The sequence below is a fragment of the Polaribacter atrinae genome, from assembly GCF_038023995.1.
In the GTDB taxonomy this organism is placed as follows: domain Bacteria; phylum Bacteroidota; class Bacteroidia; order Flavobacteriales; family Flavobacteriaceae; genus Polaribacter; species Polaribacter atrinae.
This window is the reverse complement of the sequence record NZ_CP150660.1, coordinates 1,766,950-1,789,873: the sequence shown is the minus strand read 5'-3', so window position 1 is coordinate 1,789,873 and position 22,924 is coordinate 1,766,950. Positions and strand designations below refer to the sequence as shown.

Annotated in this window: 18 protein-coding genes; 14 read left to right on the top strand and 4 right to left on the bottom strand. The window is 30.6% G+C overall.

All coding sequences use genetic code 11. The annotated features are described in order from the left end of the window. The first annotated feature begins 752 nt into the window (after window positions 1–752). From WG945_RS07875 to WG945_RS07860, 4 genes are all read left to right on the top strand, one after another. Entirely contained in the window at window positions 753–1,577 is an 825-nt protein-coding gene (locus WG945_RS07875; RefSeq protein ID WP_068448891.1) for a prephenate dehydratase, read from the top strand. A 38-nt stretch (window positions 1,578–1,615) separates the two neighbouring features. Continuing rightward, window positions 1,616–2,764 carry a pyridoxal phosphate-dependent aminotransferase gene (locus tag WG945_RS07870; RefSeq protein WP_068448889.1) on the top strand — a complete coding sequence of 383 codons (1,149 nt, stop codon included), beginning with the start codon at window positions 1,616–1,618 and terminating at the stop codon, window positions 2,762–2,764. A 128-nt stretch (window positions 2,765–2,892) separates the two neighbouring features. Then, window positions 2,893–3,744, top strand: a complete 852-nt coding sequence (locus WG945_RS07865; RefSeq protein WP_068448887.1) for a prephenate dehydrogenase — start codon at window positions 2,893–2,895, stop codon at window positions 3,742–3,744. Between the two features lie 21 nt (window positions 3,745–3,765). Beyond that, window positions 3,766–4,848: a bifunctional 3-deoxy-7-phosphoheptulonate synthase/chorismate mutase type II gene (locus WG945_RS07860; RefSeq protein WP_068448885.1), complete on the top strand. Its 1,083-nt coding sequence runs from the start codon at window positions 3,766–3,768 to the stop codon at window positions 4,846–4,848. A gap of 300 nt (window positions 4,849–5,148) precedes the next feature. Here the strand turns inward: WG945_RS07860 and WG945_RS07855 are convergent, their stop codons facing one another. Next, window positions 5,149–5,790 (bottom strand): hypothetical protein, encoded by a 642-nt coding sequence (locus WG945_RS07855; protein WP_068448883.1) that lies wholly within the window; start codon window positions 5,788–5,790, stop codon window positions 5,149–5,151. A gap of 149 nt (window positions 5,791–5,939) precedes the next feature. Between WG945_RS07855 and rsgA the strand changes: the two genes are divergently transcribed. The 7 genes from rsgA (at window position 5,940) to WG945_RS07820 (ending at window position 14,438) form a co-directional block, all read left to right on the top strand. Continuing rightward, window positions 5,940–6,905, top strand: coding sequence for a ribosome small subunit-dependent GTPase A (gene rsgA, locus WG945_RS07850; RefSeq protein WP_068448881.1), 966 nt, complete (start codon window positions 5,940–5,942; stop codon window positions 6,903–6,905). Between the two features lie 3 nt (window positions 6,906–6,908). Next, entirely contained in the window at window positions 6,909–7,361 is a 453-nt protein-coding gene (gene dtd / locus WG945_RS07845; protein WP_068448879.1) for a D-aminoacyl-tRNA deacylase, read from the top strand. A gap of 135 nt (window positions 7,362–7,496) precedes the next feature. Beyond that, window positions 7,497–8,138 carry a YceI family protein gene (locus WG945_RS07840; RefSeq protein ID WP_068448877.1) on the top strand — a complete coding sequence of 214 codons (642 nt, stop codon included), beginning with the start codon at window positions 7,497–7,499 and terminating at the stop codon, window positions 8,136–8,138. Between the two features lie 95 nt (window positions 8,139–8,233). Then, a complete protein-coding gene (locus tag WG945_RS07835) occupies window positions 8,234–10,147 on the top strand; it encodes a DUF3857 domain-containing protein (protein WP_068448876.1) in 1,914 nt (637 codons plus the stop codon). 5 nt (window positions 10,148–10,152) lie between these two features. Further along, a complete protein-coding gene (locus WG945_RS07830) occupies window positions 10,153–12,171 on the top strand; it encodes a transglutaminase domain-containing protein (RefSeq protein ID WP_068448875.1) in 2,019 nt (672 codons plus the stop codon). Window positions 12,172–12,499: 328 nt separating this feature from the next. After that, on the top strand, window positions 12,500–13,984 hold the full coding sequence (gene nhaC / locus WG945_RS07825; protein ID WP_068448874.1) for a Na+/H+ antiporter NhaC: 1,485 nt from the start codon (window positions 12,500–12,502) through the stop codon (window positions 13,982–13,984). Between the two features lies 1 nt (window position 13,985). Continuing rightward, on the top strand, window positions 13,986–14,438 hold the full coding sequence (locus WG945_RS07820) for a GNAT family N-acetyltransferase (protein ID WP_068448871.1): 453 nt from the start codon (window positions 13,986–13,988) through the stop codon (window positions 14,436–14,438). On the opposite strand, the gene WG945_RS07815 is transcribed toward WG945_RS07820, so the two are convergent. Further along, a complete protein-coding gene (locus WG945_RS07815) occupies window positions 14,389–14,649 on the bottom strand; it encodes a hypothetical protein (RefSeq protein ID WP_068448868.1) in 261 nt (86 codons plus the stop codon). The two genes, WG945_RS07820 and WG945_RS07815, sit on opposite strands and share 50 nt — an antisense overlap. Before the next feature lie 95 nt (window positions 14,650–14,744). After that, entirely contained in the window at window positions 14,745–16,715 is a 1,971-nt protein-coding gene (locus tag WG945_RS07810; protein ID WP_068448867.1) for a putative porin, read from the bottom strand. Between the two features lie 175 nt (window positions 16,716–16,890). Here WG945_RS07810 and WG945_RS07805 point away from each other — a divergent pair, with 175 nt between their 5' ends. Beyond that, window positions 16,891–17,490: a ribonuclease HII gene (locus tag WG945_RS07805; RefSeq protein ID WP_068448865.1), complete on the top strand. Its 600-nt coding sequence runs from the start codon at window positions 16,891–16,893 to the stop codon at window positions 17,488–17,490. Window positions 17,491–17,663: 173 nt separating this feature from the next. Then, window positions 17,664–18,716 carry a nucleoid-associated protein gene (locus WG945_RS07800; protein ID WP_068448863.1) on the top strand — a complete coding sequence of 351 codons (1,053 nt, stop codon included), beginning with the start codon at window positions 17,664–17,666 and terminating at the stop codon, window positions 18,714–18,716. 77 nt (window positions 18,717–18,793) lie between these two features. Here the strand turns inward: WG945_RS07800 and lipB are convergent, their stop codons facing one another. Next, complete coding sequence (gene lipB / locus WG945_RS07795) at window positions 18,794–19,495, bottom strand: lipoyl(octanoyl) transferase LipB (RefSeq protein ID WP_068448861.1); 702 nt, start codon at window positions 19,493–19,495, stop codon at window positions 18,794–18,796. 142 nt (window positions 19,496–19,637) lie between these two features. On the opposite strand from lipB, the gene WG945_RS07790 reads away from it, so the two are divergent. Further along, window positions 19,638–22,871 (top strand): reprolysin-like metallopeptidase, encoded by a 3,234-nt coding sequence (locus WG945_RS07790; RefSeq protein WP_340867134.1) that lies wholly within the window; start codon window positions 19,638–19,640, stop codon window positions 22,869–22,871. The last annotated feature ends 53 nt before the right edge of the window (window positions 22,872–22,924 follow it).

Sequence of the window (22,924 nt, the reverse complement as noted above, 5' to 3'; positions counted from 1 at the left end):
GAGTTGTTAAAATTTAAAAAATACGTAGGGGATATTGTGAAATCTGCTTAGGGGCGCAGTTGAGGGGAAGCAAAATTAGTATTAAGTTGACAAATGCACAAATAAAAGGGAAGAATTATTTTATAATATTTATCTATTAATTAGTGAGGACACCTTTGTCATTTTTTAAAATATGTAACAATAATAAGGCTCTTTTTTTAGTAAATAGAGGTACAGAAATAGCTATTGATATTTATATGTAATTGTATTATGTGTTCCTAACATTAGTGAGTGTCATGTAACTTTAAGAGTGCTTTTATAAACTGTAGTATAATTAAATTGTTATATAAAATTTATGTAAATAGTCTAATTATCTTATATATGAGGTAATTAAATAAGGTTACAGCGACAAAATATCAGTTCTAATCGAAAAAAAATGAAGAAAGGGCGTTTAAAATTTAGAATATTGTTTTTAATCTCTTTGTAGTTAAAGAAATTCATAATTGTAACGATGTATTTTATGTAGTTTTTAATAATTTGTCATTTTTTTTATAAAAAATGCTATTTAATTTGTTGGTCTCAATTTAATCTTTAGATTTGTTCCATTAAACAAAGAGAATACAAATGTTAAATAACTATTTTACTCGTTTCTATTTTTACTTTTACTTTTTTAGTAAGAGAGGAGACTTTGTATCATGTTTTTAAGTAACATTCATATCATATAAAGTCTCGAATTTCATTCGAGGCTTTTTTTTTGACATTATTTGTAATAAATGAATAAAATTATAGCCATACAGGGAGCCGAAGGCTCAAACCACCATAAAGTTGCAAGAGACTTTTACGGAACATCTATAGATTTAAAAGAATGTATGTCTTTTGATGTCTTGGTAGATAGTTTGTTAGATAATACCGCAGATTTGGGTATTATGGCTTTAGAGAACACCATTGCGGGTTCTATAATCCCTAATTATGCTTTAATAGATCAAAATAATCTTCATATTATAGGAGAAGAATACTTGAATATTCATCACCATTTAATGGCTTTAAAAGGTCAGGGAATTGAAGATATAAAAGAAGTTTGGTCGCATCCAATGGCATTGTTACAATGTAAAGAATTCTTTAAAAAGTATCCTCATATTAAATTAGTAGAAGATGTAGATACGGCAGAAGTTGCTAAAAGAATATCTAAAGAAAACTTAGTAGGTATTGCAGCAATTGCACCAAGAATTGCAGCAGAAATTTTTGATTTAGAGGTGATAGAAGATGAGCTTCAAACCATAAAAGACAACTCTACACGTTTTGTAATTGTACAAACAGAAAAGCCAGCAATTGATGAAGAAGTAAATAAAGCTTCGTTAAAATTTCAATTAAGTCATAAAAGAGGAAGTTTAGCAGCCATCTTAAATGTAATGAGTGATTGCAAAATGAACTTAACTAAAATACAATCTTTACCAGTTATAGAAACACCTTGGAAATATTCCTTTTTTGTGGATGTAACTTTTGAAGCATATAAAGATTACGAAAAAGCACAAGCTATTATAGAAATAATGGCAGAAGAATTTAAAATTTTAGGAGTTTATAAAAACGGCAGGCTTTAGCCAGTTCTGAACATGTTTCAGAATTAAAACAAAATAAAATGATACAACCAGCCAAAAGATTAGATACAGTTCAAGAATACTATTTCTCTAAAAAATTAAGAGAAGTTAGAGGTTTAGTAGCAGCAGGAAAACCAATTATTAATATGGGAATTGGGTCTCCAGATTTGCAACCACCAACTACTGTTTTAGAAGCAATTCAGAGTAGTTTAGGAGATGCGAGCGCACACAAGTATCAATCTTATCAAGGATTACCAGAATTAAGAAATGCAATTGCTACTTTTTATAAAAACAAGTTTTCTGTAGATTCAAATCCAGAAAATGAAGTATTGCCTTTAATGGGAAGTAAAGAAGGAATTATGCATATTTCTATGGCTTTTTTAAACGAAGGCGATAAAGTGTTAATTCCGAATCCTGGGTATCCAACCTATACTTCTGTAACGAAATTGGTAGGCGCAGAACCTCTTTTTTATAATTTAAGTGATGCTAACAATTGGCAACCAAATTTTGACGAGTTAGAAGCACAAGATTTAACAGATGTAAAAATTATGTGGGTAAATTATCCGCACATGCCAACAGGTACAAACGCAACCTTAGAAACATTTGAAAAATTAGTTGCTTTTGGTAAAAAGCATCATATTTTAATTATCAACGACAATCCGTATAGTTTTATTTTAAACGATAATCCTATTAGTATTTTACAAGTAGAAGGTGCAAAAGACATTGCTTTAGAACTAAATTCTTTAAGTAAGACCTTTAATATGGCAGGTTGGAGAGTTGGAATGGTAATCGGAAAAGAATCTTACATCAACGAGATCTTAAAAGTAAAATCTAATATGGATTCTGGTATGTTTTACGGAATTCAAAAAGGAGCCATAGAAGCATTACAATTATCAGACGATTGGTTTTTAGCACAAAATAAAATATACGAAGAACGTAGAAATTTAATTTGGCAATTGGCAGACAAATTAGAGGCTGTTTATGATAAAAACTCCACAGGATTATTTGTTTGGGCAAAAATACTAGCAGGAAAAAAATCTGAAGAAGTTACAGATTCAGTTTTATACGATTATGATATTTTTATTACACCAGGAACCATTTTTGGTTCTCAAGGAGAGGGATATATCCGTTTTTCGTTATGTGTAACAACAGATATTATTAAAGAAGCAATTAGTAGGTTTGATAAATAAGTTGGCAGTTTTTCAGTAGCAGTTGGCAGTTAGTTTGGTTACTAAAAAGAGACTTTATCTAATTAAAAATTAAAGAGTGTCATTCCGAATGAGGAACGAAGAGGAATCTCACTTAAAGAGAAAATAAAATGAAAAATATATACATGATTGGTATTGGTTTAATAGGCGGTAGTTTTGCTATCGATATTAAAAAAAACAATCCAGATGTTGTAATTCACGGAATTAGTAGAAAGGACGAAACCTTAAATAAGGCGTTAGAATTAAATCTAATTGATAAGAAGGCAACTTTAGACGATATTGAAAATGCAGACTTGGTAATTGTCTCAATTCCGGTAGATGCTACGGTAAAATTATTACCAACAATTTTAGATAAAATTTCTGAAGATGGTTTGGTTATCGATGCAGGTTCTACAAAAGAAGCAATTTGTAAAGTTGTTGAACATCATCCAAAAAGAAGAAATTTTTTAGCATGTCATCCAATTGCAGGAACAGAAAATTCTGGGCCAACAGCAGCTATATCCGGCTTATACGTTGGAAAAACCAATATTATTTGCGAAGTAGAGAAGACAACTTTTAAGCTTCAAGAAAAAGCATTAAAGCTTTTTATGGATATTGGAATGCGTATTCGTTACATGGATCCGGTTTCTCATGACAAGCATATTGCGTATGTTTCGCACTTATCTCACATAAGTTCATTTATGTTAGGAAAAACGGTCATTGATAAAGCAAAAAATGAACGCGATATTTTTGATATGGCAGGTTCTGGTTTTGCATCCACAGTTCGCTTGGCAAAAAGTTCGCCAGCAATGTGGACACCAATATTTAAACAAAACAAAGAAAACGTAATAGAAACGTTAGAAGAATACATCAATAATTTACAACAGTTTAAAGAGTTGATGCAAAAAGATAATTTCTCTGAAATTTTTAACGAAATGGAGAATACAAATCACATAAAACAAATTTTAAACGGCATAAAATAATAGGCCACAACAAGTAGAAAAATGGAGAATACTAAAGAATTAAGAACATGGTTGGACGATATGAAATTAAATCATCCACTAGTAATAGCAGGGCCTTGTAGTGCAGAAACCGAAGAACAGGTTTTAAAGATTGCACACGAACTAAAAGATTCTGATGTAAGCTATTTTAGAGCAGGTATATGGAAACCAAGAACAAGACCAGGAATGTTTGAAGGTGTTGGAGAAATTGGTTTACACTGGTTAAAGAAAGTAAAAGAAGAGACAGGTATGAAAACCTGTACAGAGGTTGCAAATGCAGCACATGTAAAGTTAGCTTTAGAGCACGATGTAGATTTATTGTGGATTGGTGCACGTTCTACAGTATCACCTTTTATCATGCAAGAAATTGCAGATGCTTTGGCAGGTACAGATAAAATTGTATTGGTTAAAAATCCAGTAAATCCAGATTTAGCTTTATGGTTAGGTGGTATCGAAAGATTATATACAGCAGGAATTAAAAATTTAGGAGCAATTCACAGAGGATTTTCAACGTATGAAAAATCTAAATATAGAAATACACCAGAATGGCAATTAGCTATTGAGTTTCAAAATAAATTTCCAGATTTACCATTAATCAACGATCCATCTCATATTACAGGAAAGAGAGATATGGTTTTTGATGTTTGTCAAACTGCTTTAGATTTAAACTTTGATGGTTTAATGATAGAAACTCATTATGACCCTGAAAACGCTTGGTCAGATGCTGCACAACAAGTAACACCAGATGCTTTAAAGCAAATAATGGTAGACTTAAAAGTTAAAAAAGAAACTGAAACTGCAGTTAGTTACAGAGAGCCTTTAGAAAACTTAAGAGCACAGATTAATGTGGTAGATGATCAATTAATTGATTTATTAGGTAAAAGAATGCAAGTTGCCGATAAAATTGGTCAATTAAAGAAAGATCAAAACGTAGCTGTTTTACAATCACGTCGTTGGAACGAGATTTTAGGAAACATGGTTATGGAAGGTAGTAGCAAAGGTTTAAGTGAAGAATTTGTTTTAAAAATGTTTAAGGCAATTCACCAAGAATCTATCGTTCACCAAGAAAAAATTATCAACGGATAATTTTTAAACATATATTTATTTAAATACCTTCAAGTTTTATAATTTGAAGGTATTTTTTTTGGGCGTTACCAAGCAAAAAAGCTTGGTCAGGCTCGAGTTTACCTTGAGCGAAGTCGAATGGCACTCGCTTTTTTTGTAAAAAAAACAAAAAAGAGCTCAAACAATTGCTCAATCCCTAACGCGAATTGCAAACTACTAAAAATATAGTTTTATAAAATATTATAAAACTAAGTAATAACTAGTGTAAACAAAAAAAAGACTACCAATTGGTAGTCTTTTATAATTATATAATACTATTTATTATTTTGTATAAGGAATTCTTCTAGATACTTTTCTCATTAAAATATTAATTAAATCTTGAGCATCAGAACCAAGAGATCCTTTAATTTTTTTATGATAATTAACTACTAATTCATCATCTATAGTACTTGTGAAATCCATATTCATAGTTGCGGTATTGGTTGCAAACATTCCACCTGTTAAAACAGCGAGTCCAATTGCAGCTCCATTAGACATTGGTTTAGAAGTTTCGTAAGTTCCAGAAATAATTGCTTCTACACCTAAAATTTCACCTAATTCACTTGGTAAATATTCATCATAAGAATGAATATCTATTCCTTTCTTTTTTAATAAAGCATTCGTTCTTGTAGGATTTTGAACCGTAACCAATAGAGTTCCTCTTTTTTTTCTAGTTAAGAACCAAGAATACATTGCTTTTTGTATATCTAAAGCCTCACTTTTACCCATTTCAATAATTTGTTCAGAAGTAAAATCCTTCAATTGCTTTGGCCTTAATTTTACTTGAACATGTAAAGGAAGAATCGCTATTGTTTTGGTGTTTTCAACATACGTGTCTGCGTCATCATGTACATATAATTTTGTTTGTGCTTTTGTTGCTGTTATACAAATTACAAGTGCAAATAGGGAGATAATTTTTTTCATAAATAAGTTTTGGTTAAAAAAAACGAATATAGGGGTAACTTTAACATTTATTTTAAGATTTAATTTGTTTTTTAACTTGATTAATGAAATAACTATTGAATTAGTGACTATTTTTCTTAATTCAATTTTAATTCAGCATCTTTGTAGTAATGAAAGGAATCGTATATAAATCTACAGGTAGTTGGTATCAAGTAAAAGCTGATAACGGAGAATTTTACAAATGTAGAATCAAAGGGAAATTCAGAATAAAAGATATCAAAAGTACCAACCCAATTGCGGTTGGTGATAAAGTGGTGTTCGATTTAGAGAATAAGAATGACGAAGAAACAGGTGTCATTAAAAAGATATTAGATAGAGACAATTTTATTGTACGTAAATCTGTAAATCTTTCTAAGCAGACCCATATTATTGCTTCTAATATAGACCAAGTTTTCTTGTTGATTACTATTAACAATCCGCCTACATTTGCCACATTTATAGATCGATTTTTAGTAGCAACAAGAGCGTATAGAATAGATACTGTTTTAGTTTTTAATAAAATAGATTCTTATGAGCTCGAAGAACGTGCAGAAATTTTATATTTAAAAGATATTTACGAAGCCATTGGTTATCGTTGTGTTGAGGTTTCTTCTACCCAGAATAAAAATGTAGAAACGATAAAAGAAATCATGACAGGTAAAACGTCTATGTTTGTTGGTCATTCTGGTGTTGGTAAATCTACTTTAGTAAACGCTATAGAACCTTCTTTAAATTTAAAGACTAAAGAAATTTCAGACCAGCACAATCAAGGGAAACACACTACTACTTTTGCAGAAATGTTCGATTTAAGTTTCGATGCAAGAATTATAGACACACCCGGAATTAAAGGTTTTGGTGTTGTAGATATTGATAAATACGAATTGGGAGATTATTTTCCTGAGTTTTTTGCCTTAAAACAAGACTGTAAATTCAATAATTGTATTCATACCAAAGAACCACAATGTGCTGTAAAAGAAGCCTTAGAAGAAGAGCGTGTTTCTTGGTCTCGTTATAAAAGTTATCTTCAAATTTTAAGTGGAGATGAAGACAAAGAACATTTTAGAACAGATGTTTGGAACGAAGAAGATAATGAATAATTCATGAAAATAGTAATTCAGCGCGTATCGGAAGCAAGTGTAACTATTAATCATGATAAAGTTGCAGAAATAAAAAACGGACTTTTAGTCTTGTTAGGTATTGTAGAAGATGATAATCAAGAAGATATTAATTACTTGGTTAGAAAAACCGCTAATCTTCGTATTTTTAATGATGAAAACGGTGTGATGAACAAATCACTTATAGATATTACAGGAGAAGTAATTGTTGTAAGTCAGTTTACATTATACGCAGCAACCAAAAAAGGAAACCGACCAAGTTATATTAAGGCAGCCAAACCTGATATTGCCATACCATTGTATGAGTGTTTTGTACAAACATTAGAGAAAGAAATAGATAATAAAGTACAAACTGGTCAATTTGGAGCGGATATGAAAGTCGCCTTGGTAAATGATGGTCCGGTTACAATTATTATCGATTCTAAAGCTAAAGAGTAAATACTAAATACTTTAAAAATAGAGAAACTGTTAATTTTATGAAAAAAGTAGGTGTATTATTTTCCAAGGAACATAAATAACATATATTTGCCATGGGAAATAAAAAAAAGTTAATTTAAATTAAAATCAAACAAAATGAAAAAAATAATCTTATCATTAGTATTAGTAGCATCAGTTTTAACTGCATGTAAAGGAGAAAAAAAGGAAAAAGTAGAAGTTAAAGAGGCTGTAGAAGTTAAAGTTAATGCTGCAGAATTAAATAATGTTGATACTACTGTTTCTGTATTAAATTGGAAAGGAACAAAACCTGGTGGAGCACACAATGGTACTGTAGCTTTAAAAAGTGGAGGTTTATTGGTAGAGAATGGTAAACTTACTAATGGTGAGTTTGTAATTGACATGACTACTATTGTATGTTTAGATATTCCTGCAGATAAAGAAGGAAATGCAAAATTAGTAGGACATTTAAGTAATGAAGACTTTTTTGAAGTAGATGTTTATCCTATTTCGAAATTTGTAATTACTAATGTAGAAGAGGTGGAAGGAAAATTAGCAGTTACAGGAAATTTACAAATTAAAGATGTAACAAAAAGTATAACAATACCTGCAACTATCTCTACAGAAAATGGAGTTACAGTATTTACAAGTGAATCTTTTAATGTAGATAGATCAGATTTTAATGTAAAATATGGTTCTAAAAAATTCTTTGAAGGTTTAAAAGATAAATTTATAGATGATATTATGACTTTCTCTTTTGTTGTAAAAACGAAAGCGTAAATTAGATTAATTCAATTTTAGAGGCTAAAAACATCTGTTTTTAGCCTCTTTTCTTTTTTATTTTTTTAACTTTGGACTGCTATCCCTATAATTGTATGAAAAAGTTTAATTGCCTTTGGCTATTTATTTCCTTATTTTCAATAACTACTACTTTTAGTCAAAAAGAAAATTACCCAACCTTATTAATTCCCAGTGCATTAACAGAAGATGCAAATGCAGTTATTAGAGACAATTCTATAGAAATAACTATAGAGGATGTTGATGAAATGACGGTGTACAATAGAGAAGTGATTACGGTATTAAATAAATTAGGAAACAGATATGTTAGCATGTCTGCACACTATGATAATGATACTAAGATTACGGCACTTTCTGCAAATATTTATGATGCTTTTGGTCGACAAATTAAAAAGTATAAAGAAAGAGATTTTCTAGACGTTAGTGCTGTAAGTGGAGGTACTTTGTACTCTGATTCTAGAGTAAAGTATATAGATCATACACCTGTTTCTTATCCGTATACCGTAGTTTTTGAATCTGAATATAAAACATCATCTACAGGTTTTATTCCTAGTTGGTTTCCTGTAGAAAGTTATTTTTTATCTATAGAGAAAAGCAGCTACAAACTTTTAAACCCAAAGCAATTTACGGTTAGAACAAAAGAAAAAAACTTTAATTCTTATGCTATAGAAAATACCTCTAGTGAGTTTAATGTAAACTATGCAATAAGCAATCAAAAAGTGGTTAAGTATGAAAATAATGCGCCTCTGTCTATAGATATTATGCCTTATTTAATGGTTGGGATAAATCAATTTTCCTTAAAAAAAATAGTAGGAGAAGCTACTAATTGGAGCGAATTTGGTAAGTGGCGTTATGACTATTTAAAAAATGGTAATGATGAACTTTCTGAAGCTATAAAAACAAAGGTTAGAAAATTGGTTGAAGGCATAACAGACCCAATTGAAAAAGCTAAAATAGTATATGCTTTTATGCAAAATAAAACGCGCTATATAAGCGTGCAAGAAGGTGTAGGTGGTTGGATGCCAATACCTGCAAATGAAGTTGATAAAGTTGGTTATGGGGATTGTAAAGGGCTAACTAATTATACCAAAACATTATTGGATGCAGTAGGAGTTAAATCTCATTATGCAGTAATTTGGGCAGGAGCAGAAAAGCGAGATGTAGAAAAAGATTTTTTTGGAATGCAAGGAAATCATGTTATTTTAAATATTCCAAATAATGGTAATGATATTTGGCTAGAATGTACAAGTCAGACAATTCCGTTTGGTTTTTTAGGAGACTTTACAGATGACAGAAATGTGTTGGTAATGACGCCAGAAGGTGGTGTTGTTAAACGTACACCAGCTTATAAAGATAAAACAAATCTACAAGAAATAAAGGCAAGTATTCAATTAGAAAAAAACGGAAATTTATCTGCTGATTTGCATAGAGTTTCTAAAGGAATTCAATATGATGATAAATCATATTATGAAAAACTTACAGAAGAAGAACTTGTTAAGAATTATAAATCTAACGTTTGGGAGTATAATAATAACTTAGAAATTACAGCAGTAGATTTATTAAATGATAAAGAAGAAGTCGTTTTTAAAGAAGATTTAAAAATGACTATTAAGAGCTATGCTTCTGTAAATGAACAAGAATATTTATTTAGGGTAAATGTTTTTAACAAAAATAGTTTTGTACCTAAAAGATATAGAAGTAGAGAGTTACCCTTAAAAATTTCTAGAGGTTATAAAGATGATACAATATATAAATTTACACTTCCGGAAGGATATGTTTTGAGTACTTTACCTTCAGAAAAAGTAATTTCTACAAAATTTGGAACCTACAAAATTACTTTTACTAAAATAGATGATACCACTTTTAACTATCATAAAACAATGGTAATTAAGGCTGGAGTTTATGCTAAAGAAGACTATAATAATTATCGAAACTTTAGAAGAAGTATTTCAAAATATGAAAATTTAAGAATTGCTATAACCCCAAAATAAATGAAATGAAGAAAATTACAATTGTATTACTATTATTAAGTCAAATTTCTTTGGTTGCTCAAGATTACAAGTTTGGTAAAGTGTCTAAAGAAGAATTAAAAGAGGAGTTTTACCCTTCTGATGCTTCTGCAGATGCTGCTTATTTATATAAAAGTAGAAGAACTTATTTTACCTATGTTCAAGATAAAGGTTTTCAAGTAATCACTGAAATTCATGAACGTATTAAAATTTATAATAAGTCGGGTTTTGATAAAGCTACAAAATCGATCACTTATTATAAACCAGAAAAAGGAGATAATGAAAAGGTAACCTCTATTAAAGGGTATAGTTTTGCATTAGAATCTGGTAAAGTAAAAAAGGAAAAGCTTTCTAAATCTTCAATTTTTGATGAGAAATTATCTAGATATAGAAGTATTAAAAAAATTACGTTTCCTAATGTTAAAGTTGGTTCAGTGTTAGATTTAGAATATAAAATAATTTCTCCATACCGTTCTATTGACGACGTAGATTACCAATTTGATATTCCTGTAAAATTATTAAATTATAAAATTGAAATACCAGAGTATTATAGTTTTACTAAAAAAACGAAAGGATATTATTTTATAGATATTAAAGAAGGTATAGAAAACGGAAGTATTACAATGTCTCAAAGAGTAAGGACGTCAGAAAAAAGTATGGGGGAAACTTTAACATCTCAAGTGGTTACCTCTAAAGTTAATCTTAAAACCAATATTGATATTTATGAATCGGAAAACATACCAGCTTTAAAAAATAACGAACCTTATGTAACAGATGTTAAAAATTATAGAGGAGGAGTTAAATATGAATTAGCTTCTACAAAGTTTCCAAATTCTATCTTAAAATTCTATTCAAATAATTGGGAGGATGTAAGTGAGCAAATTTATAAATCGGAAAGTTTTGGTGCAGAATTAGAAAAAACTAGCTATTACAAAGACGATTTAGAAGAAATTTTAAAAACGACAAAAACAGAATCAGAAAAGATTGATGCTATTTTTCAATTTGTAAAAAATCAAGTAAAATGGAATAACTATAATGGTATTTACACAGATAATGGAGTTAGAAAGGCGTTTAAAGAAAGGGTTGGTAATATTGCAGATATCAATTTAATGCTAACTTCTATGTTGCGATCTGCAGGTTTAGATGCAAACCCTGTATTATTAAGTACAAGGGTAAATGGTGTTCCTTTTTTTCCTACAATAGAGGGTTTTAATTATGTAATTGCTACCGTAGCGCTTCAAAGTGGAGAGACTGTTTTATTGGATGCTTCAGAAGAATTTAGTGTACCAAATATTTTACCAACGAGAGCGTTAAATTGGAAAGGTAGAAAGGTTGCTAAGGATGGAACTTCTTCTTGGATTCAGTTAACATCTTCTAAACATGCATTAGAAGATCATAATGTTATGGTTAAAATTTCTGAAGACATGCTTGTAAAAGGATTAATTAGAACAAATTATGATAACCTAAATGCCTTAAATTACAGAAAGAATTATAACCATATAAAAGAAGAAGAGTTAAAAGAAAGTTTAGAAGAAAAATATGGATTTGAAATAGATGGGTATAGGGTTGTAAATAAAGAATACTTAGACAAACCTATTGTTAGAACTCTTCAGTTTAGTAGTGATAATTTAGTAGAAAACGTAAACGGAAAACTGTATGTTGAGCCTTTATTATTTTTATCAGAACATCAAAATCCGTTTAAATTAGAAGATAGAAAATTCCCTGTAGATTTTGCAACTCCATGGAAAGAGAGTAATACTGTTTCTATTCAGGTTCCAGAAGGGTATAAAGTAGAAACGCTACCAGAACCCTTGGCTATTGGGTTGCCAGATAGTTTGGGTGTATTTAAATTTCAAGTAACACAACAAGGAAATAAAATAAGAACCTTATCTGTTTTACAATTTAACAATGCTCTAATTGCTCCTCAATATTATGCAGCATTAAAAGGTTTTTATAGTCAATTAGTAGAAAAGCAATCAGAGAAAATTGTTTTAATTAAAATTTAATTTAAAAAAAATCTTCTAGACTTGTTTTAGAGAAATTTCTTTATTTTAAAAACCCAAAACGCATGTTTTGGGTTTTTATTTTTAAATGTTATAAGAGTCTATAAAGTTGTCTTGTATAGCTTTGGTGGAAGTTTGGTTGCATCTTTTTTTTAGAATTTCATAAAAATACAGGTTATTGTTTTTTACCATTCTTATAATATATTTTCTTAAAAAAAACAGACTAAAAAAAATAGAGATCACAAATCTATAAGGGTAAATGTAAGTTACTGAATTCAATTTGCGTAAAACTTAGTAAAATCGTAACATTACCAAACGAAATTTTTACCATATGGAGAGCCAAAATATTAGACCAACAAACCTGGAAGACGAAAATATTATAGAAAATCAAGAACTTAATATTTGGGAGGCTCTAATACCGGTTTTTGTATTGGTTGCTATGTTGTTTTACAATGTTTTCTTTGTTTATGGAGATGATGCTTTAAGTGGTAGTAATCAATTTATTTTGTTAATGGGAGCAGCGGTAGCTGCCATTGTAGGTTTTAAGAATAAGGTTTCTTACAAACAAATGATGGAAGAAGTCTCTGAAAATATAAAATCTACTTCTAGTGCTCTTTTAATCTTGTTAATGGTTGGTGCTTTGGCAGGAACTTGGTTAATAAGTGGTATCATTCCTTCTATGATTTATTACGGATTACAAATCTTAAACCCAACAATATTTTTAGCCGCTTCTGTAATAATTTGTGCCATTATTTCTATTGCAACGGGTAGTTCTTGGACTACTTCTGCAACCGTTGGTATTGCTTTGGTGGGTATTGGGAATACATTAGGTATTCCTGCAGGTATGACGGCAGGAGCAGTATTGTCTGGTGCTTATTTTGGAGATAAAATGTCACCTTTATCAGATACTACAAATCTTGCACCTACAATGGCAGGTGGAGATTTGTTTACCCATATTAAATACATGGCGTTAACTACAGTGCCAACAATTATAATTACATTATTGGTTTTTGTAATTATTGGTTTTTCTATAGAAACAACAGGTACACCAGATGTTTCAGATAAATTAGCGGCTATAGATGCTGCTTTTAATATTTCTCCTTGGTTATTTATTGTACCAATAACGGTGATATTTTTAATCATCAAAAAAACAGAACCTTTAGTAGCTTTATTAGTGGGTATTTTATTTGCAGGTATTGTTGCTGTAATTGCACAACCAGATATTGTTGTGAGTGTTGCCGGCGCAGATTCTTTAACTTTTAATTCAGCATATAAAGGAGTCATGAATGCAATTACTGTAGATTCTGCTGTAGAAACTACAAGTGTAGAATTAAATGATTTATTTTCTGCCGGAGGAATGAATGGAATGTTGGGGACTATTTGGCTGATAATTTGTGCAATGGTTTTTGGTGGAATTATGGATGCAATTGGAGCTTTGGCAAGAATTAGTAAAGCTTTATTAAGTATGGCATCTTCTGTTTTTGGTTTGTTTGCAAGTACTGTTGCGAGTTGTTTGGCATTAAACGTAACGGCTTCAGACCAGTATTTGGCCATTGTTGTACCAGGAAAGATGTTTAAAAAAGCGTATGAAGATAAAGGCTTAGCTCCAGAAAATTTAAGTAGAACATTAGAAGATTCTGGTACGGTAACTTCTGTTTTAATTCCATGGAATACCTGTGGAGCATATCAATCTGGAGTTTTAGGAGTAGGTGTTTCAGAATATTTTTTCTTTGCTATTTTTAACTGGTTAAGTCCTATTATGACTTTAATTTTTGCTGCTTTTAATATAAAAATAAAGCAATTAATTAAAAAATAAGATGATTGTTCCCGCTGATTTTTTAGAAGCAGAACAACTCACCCATATAGCTTTAAAATCGAAAGCTTTTTGGGGATATTCTAGTGATTTGATAGAAGGTTGGAGAGCAGATCTAACCGTAACTTCTAAAACCATACAAACTTGCAATGTGTATAAATTTATGGTTGATGACGTTGCTGTTGGTTTCTATGTTTTAAACAATCCGAAAGAAGAAATTGTTAAATTAGAAATGTTATTTGTTTTACCTAAATTTATAAGAAAAGGTATCGGTAAAAAACTACTAATACATGCCTTGGAAAAAGCAACCGTTTCTAACGCAAAAACAATAGAGTTAGTTGCAGATCCTAATGCTATTCCTTTTTATAAGTCTCAAGGTTTTGTAGAAAAGGAACAAATAGGGAGTGCTATTTTGGGGCGTTTTTTGTCTTTAATGCAAAAAGATTTAAAACAATAGAAATTATTAATAGCAACCACGGACTTCCGTGAAGCAAAACATCAAACCAATCTTTAGCTTGCATTGCATGTGTTTCAGAAAATGCACTTCCACCTAAAATCCATTCAATTTTACCTAAAATATGTGGCGGATTAAAAGGAGCTAGTCCTAAAGTTAAACTTGCTATTACAAAGAGTTTCCAGTTATCTTTAAGTAGGTTTTGTATATCCATTTGCTTACATCGAGTTTTTATTCTATATAAAATAAATTTGTATCGAGATATTTTATTTTTGCTCGAGTTCTTTTGTGTAAGATCTTGGTAGATGTTTAAATAAACCAGTTCCAAACCAACCCAAAACGAATTACAAAATCTCTATAAGGGTAATTCGGTGCAGAGTAGTAGTTTTTCTCTGTAAAGCCAGAAGTTACATTCTCTATTTTAAGAAACAAACGCGTTCTTCGCACTTGTGCATTAAAGAACACATCTATAGAAGGAAATCCTATTTCTTGTTCGTTTTGTAAAGTAAACTCTGCTAATAACGGGTTATAAGCATTCATTTTATACTTAGAAAAATAGTTAAAAGTGGCACCAATATTTACTAGCATTGGTTTACCTTTAAACCAATAATCTTGGTAGTATAAAGTGTTTCTTGTAACCATTTCTGGGACTCTAAAAACAGAACTTCCGCTGCTAACATTTTGGTACATGAATGTATTGTCTAAAGCAAACTTTTTATACCTAAACTCTTTACTTGCTTTTACTTTTAAATATGTAATCTGACCATCAAACTGTTGCGGTTTGTTATTTTCATCAAAATACGTGTAGTTGTCAATATTGGTAAAATTTAGAGAACCATTTAACCATTTAGAACTTAAAGAAAACCCTAAATCTCTTGTGTTTACAGAGTTAAAATCGTTGTACCAGTTGTAGTCATCATATTTACTTTGATGTAATAAGGTGTTAAAATTTGGCGACTTAGAACTAATTAACAAACTTCCTTTTACAGCAAAAAGACTATCTTTTTTATATAGTGCTTCTCCTTGTAGAAAACTCCCAGACAATCTACCACTCCCTGGAGCTAAATTACCTGTAGCGTTTAAATGAAAGTTTTTAATTTTAGCATTCCAATCTGCACCTACAGAAACTGCATTTCCTTCTAATTTTATTTTAGAAATATCGCTATTAGAATTTAAAATAGAGTCGTATCCGTAAGAATAATTCGTAATATTTACTTTGGCTTTAAATTTACCAAGTACATATTTAGAATTAAATTCTAAGTTCATTTCATTATTTGTAATGGTATTTTTAGCTTGATTATTACTTGCTCCAGAAGCATTAGATTCACCAAAAAAAGTTGTTGTTATTGTAGGTTGCGTAAAGCTATATTCTTTAGTTTCTGTTGTAAAAATATGTCCAACTTTTAAGTTGCTAAAATCTTTTTTATTGACGGTGTCTTTATTAGCCAAGAGCTTATAACTATGCTCTAAATAAACCCTTCTACCTTCAAAATCATTTTCTGCATCATCTAAATTTACATCTAAATAAGATCTAGTGCTATAGTCAGAATCGTTGCTTTCAAATTTAGCAATTTCAGCTTCTGGCAATCCACCGCTTTCTTCATTAAAGAAATCTTGAGACGTTAAATGTCCACGGATTTCATATTGATTATCTTCTGTTCTGTAATGAAAAGCACCTCTAAAATTTCCATGACTCGCTAAAGATCTTCTATAAGCTCCCAAAGAACGAATTCCTTTATAAGAAAGAGACACATTTAATCTACGAGAAAAGTTTACAGTAAAAATAGCGTCTAAAACCTGACCTTGTTGTAAACCTGTTCTGTAGGTAATTTCTGTAGTTGGTGTAGGTACCTCGTAATATTTTATTTCATCAATATCTAAATAGCTAAACTGTTTTGCTGTAAAACCAATATCTGGCATTAACTTTAAATTGCTAAAATCATATCCTAAATTAGTAAAAGTTTGCCCTTGATTATGAAAAGCTAATAACTCAAAATTATCTGTTCGTAAATAATTAAACTTATAATCTTTCTGAATCGATAAAGTGGTATCTATATAGGTAGTGTCTCTTTGGTGAGAGAATATTTTGTAGTCTGTATACTTTGTTTTTCCAGATAAAGTTACAGAAATCTCACCAGAGTTTCTAATTGAATCATTCTGAGATTCAGGTCTTTTTCCAGTACCAGTGCCACCTCTTCCCAATTGAAAATCTGTTTGAGAATATAGCGTACTTGTAATAAAGAAAACAAGTATTGATAAAAAAAATAACGATTTGTTCATAGATTGTTGCTGCAACGGCAAATGTAAAATAATTTAACGAAAACAATCGTTAATAATTATCATGAAATCTGTTAATTAAAGCATATTATTTGTGTTTTATTCCTTGTTTCCTTAAAAAGGTGTCATTCCAAGAGAAACAAGAACCTAAAAGAAAAAGTTTTCTTTTCTTTGTAAAATGTTAGCATCAAATTATAGTGGTTTTATTTTAGAAGCAGGTACAGACGAAGCCGGTAGAGGTTGTTTATGTGGTCCCGTGGTAGCTGCAGCCGTAATTTTACCAAAAGATTTTACCCATCCTTTTTTAAATGACTCTAAGCAATTATCAGAAAAAAAGCGAGAAGAATTACGTCCTTTTATAGAAGAAAATGCCATTGCTTTTGGGGTTTCTTTTGTTTGGCAAGAAGAAGTAGATCAAATAAATGTTTTGCAAGCTTCTATAACGGGCATGCACCGTTCTATAGAAATGCTTAAAACCCAGCCAGAATACATTATTGTAGACGGAAATAAGTTTAGAAAATACAAAGAGATTCCGCATGAAACTATTGTAAAAGGTGATGCAAAATATTTGAGTATTGCCGCAGCTTCTGTTCTTGCAAAAACGTATAGAGATGAGTATATGGCAAAGATTCACTTAGAATTCCCTATGTACAATTGGGCTAAAAATAAAGGCTATCCAACAAAAGAACATAGAAACGGAATTAGAGAATTTGGTGCCACTAAATACCATAGAAAAACTTTTAAGTTGCTGCCAGATCAGGTAAAGTTAGAACTGTAATTTTTTTTTCAGAAGCTATTTCCTGCTTTCCATTATATCTTTTTTCCGAAAAAGAAAAAAGGATGCCATTTCAATCAGGGCTAAAATTCTTTCAAGCTTTTAGAAAATCTCATTCATTTATTTTCTATTTATTTAAAAACTTCGACTATTTTTACGCTCCAAAATTTTAAGTAATGATTAGAAAAACCAAAGCAGAAATTACCAAATGTATTTTACATAAAGTTGCCAATAAGTTTAATAGCGGACAAAATGTTTTTTCTGAAGACTTAATTCGTTTCGATCAAGAAAGTTACGACTTAATGAAAGGTTTTTTATTAAAACCATTCGGAAACTTAACACAGAGCTATCGTTTTACAAAGCATGAAGATGTACGTTTAAACGAGGTTAATAAGTTTGCTTCAGAAATTTTTAGTGATGAAGAAAGCTTTGTAGAATACTCTAAAAGTATTGTAAATCATTTATTTGAGCAATCTAATTCTGCCCAAATAAAAACCGGAGACGTACTTGTTGTTTATATAGAAGGTATCGAATACAAAGATGTATTAACAGAAGCAATTGGAATTTTTAAAATTGAAAATAAAGTAGATTTCTTTCAAACTTATTTAGATGATAATGAAAGTTTTGATGTTGTTGTTCAAAAAGGAATTTCTACAAAAAGAATAGATAAAGGATGTTTGGTTTTAAACACATCTGATGAAGAAGGTACTGTTGTTTTTTCTGTAGATAATAACAATTACGATGCACAGTATTGGGTTAAAAACTTTTTATCTGTAAAATTAGCAGACGATTACAATTCTCATACACAGAACTATTTAGAAATGTGTAAAGAGTTTTCTGAAGAAGTAATTCAGCCAGAATTAGGAATGCACGAAAAAGGAAACTTCTTAGCAAGTACAGTAGATTATTTTAAAGAAAATGAAGCTGTAGATTATGCTACTTTTAAAGATGAGGTTTTTGAAGATGAGAAACACAAAGAAAAGTTTGACGAGTATAAAAACCACTTCGAAAAGCTAAACGATGTGTTAATCAGAAATAATTTTGACGTTTCTGGAGTTGTTTTAAAGAAAGAGAAAAACAAGTTAAAAACAGAAATTAAGTTAGACACTAACATCAACATAAAATTAGATGTAGATGCACCAGAAGCGGCATCAGAATATTTAGAAAGAGGATATGATGAAGAAAAGAAAATGAAATTTTATAAAGTATATTTCAACGAAGAGAAATAATTGTTTTTCATTGCTAGTTTACCAAGCAATCTGTTAATTAAAACTTACAGATTGCTTCGTAAACTCGCAATGACCAATTATTTTATAAACTCTTCAACTTCAAAAAGCACTTTAAAATGCTTTAAAATTTTAGCTTTTACTTCTTCTATATCTACTTTTCTGTTTAATTCAGCTTCCATAGAAGTTACTGCTTTCCCTTTAATTCCACAAGGAATAATATTATCAAAATACCCTAAATTTACGTTTGCATTTAAAGCAAACCCATGCATCGTTACCCAACGAGAAGAACGAATACCCATAGCACAAATTTTACGAGCAAATGGTGTTCCAACATCTAGCCAAACTCCGGTTTCTCCAGGGCTTCTTTCTGCTTTTATACCATATTCTGCAATGGTTAAAATAATAGCTTCCTCTAAAAAACGTAAGTATTTATGTATGTCTGTAAAGAAGTTTTCTAAATCTAAAATGGGGTAACCAACAATTTGCCCAGGTCCGTGATACGTAATATCTCCACCACGATTTATTTTATAAAAAGTTGCTTCTTTTTCTGCTAACTGCCTTTCATTCAGTAATAAATTACTTAAATCTCCACTTTTACCTAAAGTGTACACGTGTGGGTGCTCTACAAATAAAAAGTAATTTTTTGTAGGATTGTTGTTTTCATTTCTTCGGTTATCAATTTTAATAGCTACAATTTCTTGTAATAATTCAGTTTGATACTCCCAAGTTTCCTTATAATCTTTTACAGATAAGTCTTTTAATAGTATGTTTCTATTCATCATTGCGACTACAAAGATAATTATTTCATTATATTTGATAACGATTTTATATAAATTACTATTTATGAAAACAAGATTATTGCTGTTACTTATTTTTGTAACCTTTTTTTCTTCTGTCCAGGTAATAAATGCTCAGACTTTTTTGAAGAAAATTGATAAAGACAATTTTACCATTCAAGAAGATCAGGTATATTCTAAGAAAAATTTCCCTAAAGCATATAGCTTGGTTTCTATAGATGTAAATAATTTTAATACGGCATTAAAGTCAAAATCTAGTTTAAAATCAGATCAGAAAACAATACAATTACCAAATTCTAATGGGGGATTTTCAAATTTTGTAATAAATGAGACTTCAAACTTTGAAACTAAATTATCAGAAAAATATTCAATGATAAAATCTTATTCCGCACAAGGAATAGATGATCCTACGGCAGTAGCAAAAATTAGTATTGGTACAGATGGTTTTCATGCAGTGGTGTATTCTGGTGTAGAAAAAACATTATATATAGATCCATATTCTAAGGATAAAAAATCTCTAATAGTTTACAAAAGAAGTGACTTAGAAGCAGATAATGATAGTTTTACCTGTCATGTAGATGAAGTTGCACGTAGAAGTGTTACAGAAACAAGCAGTTTTAAGAATGCAAATGATGGAAAACTAAGAACTTTTCGTTTGGCTTTAGTTTGTAGTGGAGAATACGCACAATTTCACTTAACAAATCAAAACATATCTACACTTGCTACAGACGAAGTAAAAAAAGCAGCAGTACTTTCTGCAATGAACACAACTATGACTAGGGTTAATGGTGTTTTTGAAAGAGACTTATCTGTAAGAATGACTATTGTTGGAGATAATGATAAATTAGTTTTTTTAGATGCAGCAACAGACAATATTACAGATGGAGACCCTGATAAAATGATTAATGAAGTACAGACTATTTGTGATACTGAAATAGGAAATGCTAATTATGATATTGGACATATTTTTAGTGTTGGAGGAGATGGTTTAGCAGGAGGTGGCGTAGTTTGTAGTACAGGTCAAAAAGCTAAAGGTGTAACTGGTAGAAGTGAACCAATTGGAGATGCTTATGATATAGATTATGTTGCGCATGAAATGGGACATCAATTTGGTGCAAATCATACACAGAGTAATAGCAGTTGTAATAGATATAGCAGTACAGCTGTAGAACCAGGAAGTGCTTCTACTATAATGGGATATGCTGGTATTTGTGCGCCCAACGTACAATCTAAAAGTGATGATTATTTTCATGCTGTTAGTATCACAGAAATGTGGAGCCTTATAGAATCTTTTGCTAATTGTGCTGTTTTAACAGATACCAATAATACTGCTCCAATAGCAAATGCGGGATTGGATTTTAGTATTCCAAAATCAACCCCTTTTTTATTAAAAGGAATCGGTACAGATGCAGATGGTACTGCTAGTTTAACGTATAATTGGGAGCAAACAGATAATGAATCTGCAACAATGCCTCCGGTTGCAACAAATTCTGGAGGACCAATGTTTAGATCATTACCATCTGCAACTACTTCAGAAAGATATATGCCAGAATTAGCAACTGTGGTTGCAGGTAATACCGCTTCCACTTGGGAAGTGTTACCATCTGTGGCTAGAGATTTAAATTTTTCTTTTATTGTTAGAGATAATCATGCGGGCGGTGGAAGTACTGGAAGAGATAATATGACAGTCACTGTAGAAGATGCAGCTGCTTTTACGGTATCGGCGCCAAGTGCAGCTGTTTCTTGGTTTTCTGGTTCTACACAAACCATAACTTGGACTAAAGGAACTACGGATGTTGCTCCTATAAATTGTCAAAATGTAACAATAAAATTGTCTATAGATGGTGGAGTTACGTTTCCTATTATCTTAAAAGAAAATACACCTAATGATGGATCTGAAAATATAGAGATTCCGGATACTCCAACAACGTCTGCTAGAATTATGGTAGAAGCGGCAGATAATATTTTTTACAATGTAAATGCAACCAATTTTATAATAAAATCATCAACTCCAACATTTGTTATGACAAATACAAGTGGGACTCAATCTGCTTGTAACACTGGGAATCAATCTGTAAGTTATATTTTAAATTTTGATTTTGTAAACGGATTTTCAGAAAATGTGTCTCTTTCCGCTACTGGGCAACCAGCTAGTGCAACAGTGAGTTTTAGTCCATCAACCATAAGTACAGATGGAAATGTAACCATGAATGTAACAGGTTTAAATGGAAGCATAGTGCAGCCTTACACTATTAATATTCTAGGGAATTCTACCAGTATCTCAGAAAACATTGATGTTCAGTTAAATGTAACAACCTCTAGTTTTGATGCTTTAACATTAACATCTCCTGCTAATGATGCTGTTGAAGTAGATTTGAGTACAACGTTAAGTTGGAATGCTGACACAAACGCAAGTAATTATGATGTGCTAGTAGCAACAGATAGTGGTTTTATAAACTTAATAACCTCTGAAAATACAATTATAAATGAGCTTTATTTATCTGATCTTGATGCAAATACTACTTATTACTGGAAGGTAAAAGCAAAAAATACTTGTGGAGAAGGAAGTGATTCTGCTGTATTTAATTTTAAAACATTAAAACCTACGTATTGTGTTTCTGATTTTACAGATGATATTAATGGTACAGAGTTTATTACAAATGTAACATTTAATACAATAGATAATAATTCTGGAAATGCAGCTGATGATGGGTATGAAGATTTTACAGCTAATGAAACAAATGTTAAAAGAGGTGACGAGCATTTAATATCTGTAACATTTGATACAGGAGGATACCGAGATCATTGTTTTGTTTTTATCGATTGGAATCAAGATTATGTATTTGATAAGACAACTGAGAGGTATGATTTGGGTACAAAATTAGATGATGATGGAGATGTCAATACTACAAATACAAGTACTGTAACCTATAATATAACAGTTCCGGAAGATGCTAAGTTTGGATCTACAAGAATGAGAGTTGTTATAGAATATGATGATGGTTATGGAGAGGGAGCTTGTGATGCCGATCATTTAACAGAGTGGGGAGAAACAGAAGATTATACGGTTATTGTAGATAATACAGCTTCTATTGATGGAGTTGCTTTTGAAGGATTTAATTTGTTTCCGAACCCTACAAAAGGTGAATTTACACTTAACTTACAGGTTGTAAATACGGATAAAGTTTCAGTGCAGTTATATGATGTTAGAGGTAGGTTAATTGATCAAAAAACATATTATAACACCGTAACTAATTTTTCTGAAAGAGTTCTTTTTGAGGAAGCCAAATCAGGTTTGTATTTGTTGAGGGTTATAAACGGAGATAAACAAACAACTAGAAAGCTTCTTATAAAGTAAGTCTTAGTAAATAATTTAAATGAACCACATTGTTTTAATAGTGTGGTTTTTTT

Coding starts and splice junctions, on each gene's coding strand:
- WG945_RS07875 (WP_068448891.1), top strand. CDS start 753: ATGAATAAAATTATAGCCATACAGGGAGCCGAAGGCTCAAACCACCAT.
- WG945_RS07870 (WP_068448889.1), top strand. CDS start 1,616: ATGATACAACCAGCCAAAAGATTAGATACAGTTCAAGAATACTATTTC.
- WG945_RS07865 (WP_068448887.1), top strand. CDS start 2,893: ATGAAAAATATATACATGATTGGTATTGGTTTAATAGGCGGTAGTTTT.
- WG945_RS07860 (WP_068448885.1), top strand. CDS start 3,766: ATGGAGAATACTAAAGAATTAAGAACATGGTTGGACGATATGAAATTA.
- WG945_RS07855 (WP_068448883.1), bottom strand. CDS start 5,790: ATGAAAAAAATTATCTCCCTATTTGCACTTGTAATTTGTATAACAGCA.
- rsgA (WP_068448881.1), top strand. CDS start 5,940: ATGAAAGGAATCGTATATAAATCTACAGGTAGTTGGTATCAAGTAAAA.
- dtd (WP_068448879.1), top strand. CDS start 6,909: ATGAAAATAGTAATTCAGCGCGTATCGGAAGCAAGTGTAACTATTAAT.
- WG945_RS07840 (WP_068448877.1), top strand. CDS start 7,497: ATGAAAAAAATAATCTTATCATTAGTATTAGTAGCATCAGTTTTAACT.
- WG945_RS07835 (WP_068448876.1), top strand. CDS start 8,234: ATGAAAAAGTTTAATTGCCTTTGGCTATTTATTTCCTTATTTTCAATA.
- WG945_RS07830 (WP_068448875.1), top strand. CDS start 10,153: ATGAAGAAAATTACAATTGTATTACTATTATTAAGTCAAATTTCTTTG.
- nhaC (WP_068448874.1), top strand. CDS start 12,500: ATGGAGAGCCAAAATATTAGACCAACAAACCTGGAAGACGAAAATATT.
- WG945_RS07820 (WP_068448871.1), top strand. CDS start 13,986: ATGATTGTTCCCGCTGATTTTTTAGAAGCAGAACAACTCACCCATATA.
- WG945_RS07815 (WP_068448868.1), bottom strand. CDS start 14,649: ATGGATATACAAAACCTACTTAAAGATAACTGGAAACTCTTTGTAATA.
- WG945_RS07810 (WP_068448867.1), bottom strand. CDS start 16,715: ATGAACAAATCGTTATTTTTTTTATCAATACTTGTTTTCTTTATTACA.
- WG945_RS07805 (WP_068448865.1), top strand. CDS start 16,891: ATGTTAGCATCAAATTATAGTGGTTTTATTTTAGAAGCAGGTACAGAC.
- WG945_RS07800 (WP_068448863.1), top strand. CDS start 17,664: ATGATTAGAAAAACCAAAGCAGAAATTACCAAATGTATTTTACATAAA.
- lipB (WP_068448861.1), bottom strand. CDS start 19,495: ATGAATAGAAACATACTATTAAAAGACTTATCTGTAAAAGATTATAAG.